This window comes from Kitasatospora sp. A2-31 (assembly GCF_022288725.1).
In the GTDB taxonomy this organism is placed as follows: domain Bacteria; phylum Actinomycetota; class Actinomycetes; order Streptomycetales; family Streptomycetaceae; genus Kitasatospora.
In genome coordinates this window covers 1-3,838 of record NZ_JAKNTA010000073.1, presented here as the reverse complement: position 1 = coordinate 3,838, position 3,838 = coordinate 1, and the positions used below count along the sequence as shown (strand labels likewise).

Sequence of the window (3,838 nt, the reverse complement as noted above, 5' to 3'; positions counted from 1 at the left end):
CCCCCGCCGTACGAACCGGGCGGAACCGGGCCTCACGAACGCCGAGAGGGCGGGCAGTCGATCCGACTGCCCGCCCTCGGCGTTTGCGAGCGCTTTCGGGCCCCTACCACCCGTGAGCGGGGTCCTGCACCCGGTCCGGGACCGGAGCCGCGGCGGCTCCGGTCCCGGCTGCCCGGTCTCAGGACCGGCCGTCGTCCTCTCCGCCCCGGCGCCGCAGCCGGCCCCGGGCCCGGCGTACCGGTCCGGTGACCGCCCCGGTCACCCCGGCGACCCGGCGGCGCAGGGCGAGCCGGGCCCCCAGTGCCGCGTCGGAGATCCGCCACCAGAGCTGGGCCGAGGACGGGGGCAGCAGCACGGCCCTGGTCCGGACGGCCCGGCCGGCGCCGGCCTTCAGGCCCTCCCGGGCGGTCCGGACGTCCGCCGCGACCTGGTCCGACAGCTGGGCGGAGCGGGCGTAGAGGACCCGCTCGGTGGCCAGCGCCAGCCGCCCGGCGGCGGCCGCCGCCTCGGTGTCGAGCTCGGCGGTCTCCGCGATCCGGCGGGCTGCGGCGCGCGGGGTGCGCGACTCGTCCGGTGCGATGCCGGCGTCCCAGGCCGAGTCGATCAGCTCGTCCCAGGCGGCCAGTACCTGGGCGTCGGTGAGCTCCGTCGGGCCGTCCCCGCCGGGCCGGCGCCGCCCGCCCGCGCCCAGGCGGCGGCGGCGCAGCCGTGTCCGCCAGATCATCGGCGTGAGCAGCAGGGCGACGACCAGCAGTGCCACGGCGACGGCGACCAGCACCTGCCAGGACGGCATCCAGGACTCCTGCCGCGCCGCGCCGGCGGTCTTCTGCTCGTCCCCGCACTCGCCCATCCGGCGCAGCTTGGGGTCGCAGCTGCTGCCCGCCGAGGGCAACGTGACCGGCCCGGTGGCCTGCGCGGTGAGGGTCGGCTGCGGGACCGGGGCGGTGGTGGGCTCGACGACCGGTGAGGTGTAGCGGGGCTGCACGCCGAGGCCCTTGGTCGGCTCGAAGCGCATCCAGCCGTAGCCCTCGAAGTACAGCTCCGGCCAGGCGTGGTACATCCGGCCGGTCACCGAGTACGAGTTGCCGGCCTTCGCGTTCCCGGGCATGAAGCCGACCGCGACCCGGGCCGGGATCTGCAGGGTGCGGGCCATCGCCGCCATGGAGGAGGCGAAGTGGACGCAGAACCCACGCTTGTCGCGCAGGAAGGCCTCGATCGCGGTGCTGCCGCTGCCGCTGTCCTTGATGGCGGTGGTGTACTCGAATTCCGGGCCGGTGAACCAGTTCTGCAGGGCGATCGCCTTGTCGTACGGCGTCTTCGCGTTCCGGGTCAGCTCCACCGCCTGCAGTTTGACGCTCGTCGGCAGGTTCGCGGGCACCGGGGTGTACTGGTCCATGATCTTGGACGGCGCGGGCGGGGCCTTGCGCAGCTCGTCCGCCGTGGGCTTCACGTCCAGCGCGACGACCTTGTAGTTCAGGCCCTTGAGCGCCCGGTCCCGGTTCGGCACGACGGTGCCGGTGAGGGTGTCGACCCGCCAGTCCGAGCGGTTCGGGACGGTGACCGCGGACGCCGGGTAGGGCATCGGCAGCCAGCCCTCCTCCAGCCGGTTGCCGATCCTGAACTCGCCGGTCACCGTGGGCGCCTTGAGGTCCCGCAGGCCCTCCGGCTGCGGGAAGGTGCCCGGGAGCTCGGAGACCGCCGGCTTGCTGAGCGTCCAGGCGGTGCCGTCGAACTTGTCGAGCGAGCCGGTGCGCAGGTACGCGGTGTCGGCGAAGACGCTGTCCATCGCGTACGTGAACAGCTCGTCGTTGCTGGGGTTGGTCAGGTGCGAGGCCATGCTGACCAGCGGGTCGAGACTGCTGACGCCGCCGGAGCCCGAACCCGGGCCGCCGGAGCCGCCCGAGCCGCCGGCGTGGATCAGGCCGCCGTCCCACTGGGGGAGGAGAGGGGGGACCAGCAGGGCTAGCGCGAGGGCGAGCACGCCGACCCGCTGGCCGCTCAGGCTGAGCGACCCGGAGCCCTCGGTGCCGCGCGGCGTCCCGCGGAAGACCCGGCCCCAGCGGGAGACCCGGTCCTGGCCCTCGGCGAAGAGCAGCACCAGGTAGCCGGCGGCCGCGAGGCCGAACCAGACCCAGCTGCCGCGGTCGCCGGCCAGCCCGTTGCCGACCGAGTAGAGCGCCAGCAGCGGCAGTCCGGCCAGGGCCGAGCGCCGGTAGGTCACCGCGACGGTGTCCACCAGGACGGCGATCAGCCCGATGGAGCCGACCAGGATGAGGCGCAGGCCCGCGCTGGGCGGGGCCGGGATGGCGTACTGCTGGATGTCGTCCAGGCCGTGGGCGAAGACCCGGCCGAGCGCGGACACCGAGTGGGTGCCGGGCACCAGGCCGCCCCACGTGGCGGCGGAGCCCGCGAAGCCGATCAGCAGCATCAGGAACAGGGCGACCAGCTGCCCGAGCGGCACCGTCCAGCGGTAGAGGGGCGTGCGGCGCAGGCCCGCACCGGCCGCCGAGACCACGGCGATCACCAGGTAGGCGTGGGTGATCCAGCCCTTCGTGGTGAGCAGCGGGGTCAGGCAGAGCGCGGCCAGGGCGGTGGCCAGCGCCGAGTACACGGTCAGTTTGGCCCGGGTGGTCACGCGCCGGCCTCTTCTCGGTAGGGGGAGGGCGACTCGGCCCGGTCGACGGCCTGCCACAGCTCGGGGACGGAGTCCCCGGCGCGGACCGGCAGGACGGTCCAGCCGGCCTCGCGCAGCTGCCGGACCCTGGCCTGGAACTCCTCCCCGCCGGTGTCGGGGGCGACCATCCGCAGGCCGGCCCAGGTACCGGTGTCGAGCAGGAAGGCCACCGCGCCGCCGGTGCGGGTGCGCAGCCGCGCCAAGCGGGCGGTCTGCTCCTCGTCCAGGTCGCCGAGGACGGCGACCAGCAGGCCCTCGCCGGAGGCCCGCAGCGGGTCCTCGGCCCGGGAGAGCCCGGCGCCGTCGGAGAGGTCGACCACGGCGAGCGCGTCCAGGATCAGCCCGGAGGCGTCGGCCGCGCTGTTGCCGTCGCCGGCCTCGGGGCCGGGGACGCAGTGGCCGAGGTCGGTGAGCAGCCGGGTCTGGTAGCCGCGCTGCAGCAGGTGGACGGCGACCGAAGCGGCGCAGCCGACCGCCCACTCGAAGGAGGATGCCGGGCCGCTGCCCCGGTGGCCGATCTCGCGGGTGTCCAGCAGGACGGCGGCCCGCGCCTTCTGCGGCTGTTCCTCGCGGCGGACCATCAGCTCGCCGTAGCGCGCGGTGGACTTCCAGTGCACCCGGCGCAGGTCGTCGCCGGGACGGTACTCGCGCAGGATGACGTCGTCGTCGCCGGCCAGAGCCAGGGTGCGGGCCCGGCTCTCGCCCTGGCCGATCCACTCGCCGCTGAGCCGGACGTGCGGCAGCTGCTGCACCTGCGGCACCACGGTGAGCACGTCGGAGGCGGAGAAGGAACGGCTCAGCTCGCACATCCCGAACGGGTCGGCGAGGCGCAGCTGCAGGGGGCCGAGCGGGTAGCGGCCGCGCAGGTCGGAGCGGACCCGGTAGGAGACCTCGTGGTGCCCGCGCGGCTCGACCCGGTCCAGCACGAAGCGCGGGCGCGGCCCGAGCACGTACGGGACCTTGTCCTCCAGCAGCAGCAGGCCGGTGGGCACCCGGGAGACGTTGTCGATCCGCAGGTGGACCCGGGCCTCCTGGCCGGCGACGGCCCGGTGCGGGCTGAGCCGGCGGCCGCTGGCCACCCGGTACCGGGTGCCGGCCAGCAGCAGGGCGGCGGCCAGCGGGAGGGCGGCGAGCAGGACGCCGACGTGCAGCAGCGCGCTCTGG

General features: G+C 75.3%; 2 protein-coding genes. Both read right to left on the bottom strand.

Annotated features, from left to right (window positions below):
• Positions 1-178: 178 nt before the first annotated feature.
• Positions 179-2,635: a DUF3488 and transglutaminase-like domain-containing protein gene (locus tag MCM47_RS39470; RefSeq protein WP_238951693.1), complete on the bottom strand. Its 2,457-nt coding sequence runs from the start codon at positions 2,633-2,635 to the stop codon at positions 179-181.
• Positions 2,632-3,838: DUF58 domain-containing protein (locus tag MCM47_RS39465; protein WP_238951692.1), on the bottom strand; the 1,207-nt coding region annotated here is incomplete at its 5' end. The genes MCM47_RS39465 and MCM47_RS39470, both read right to left, overlap by 4 nt.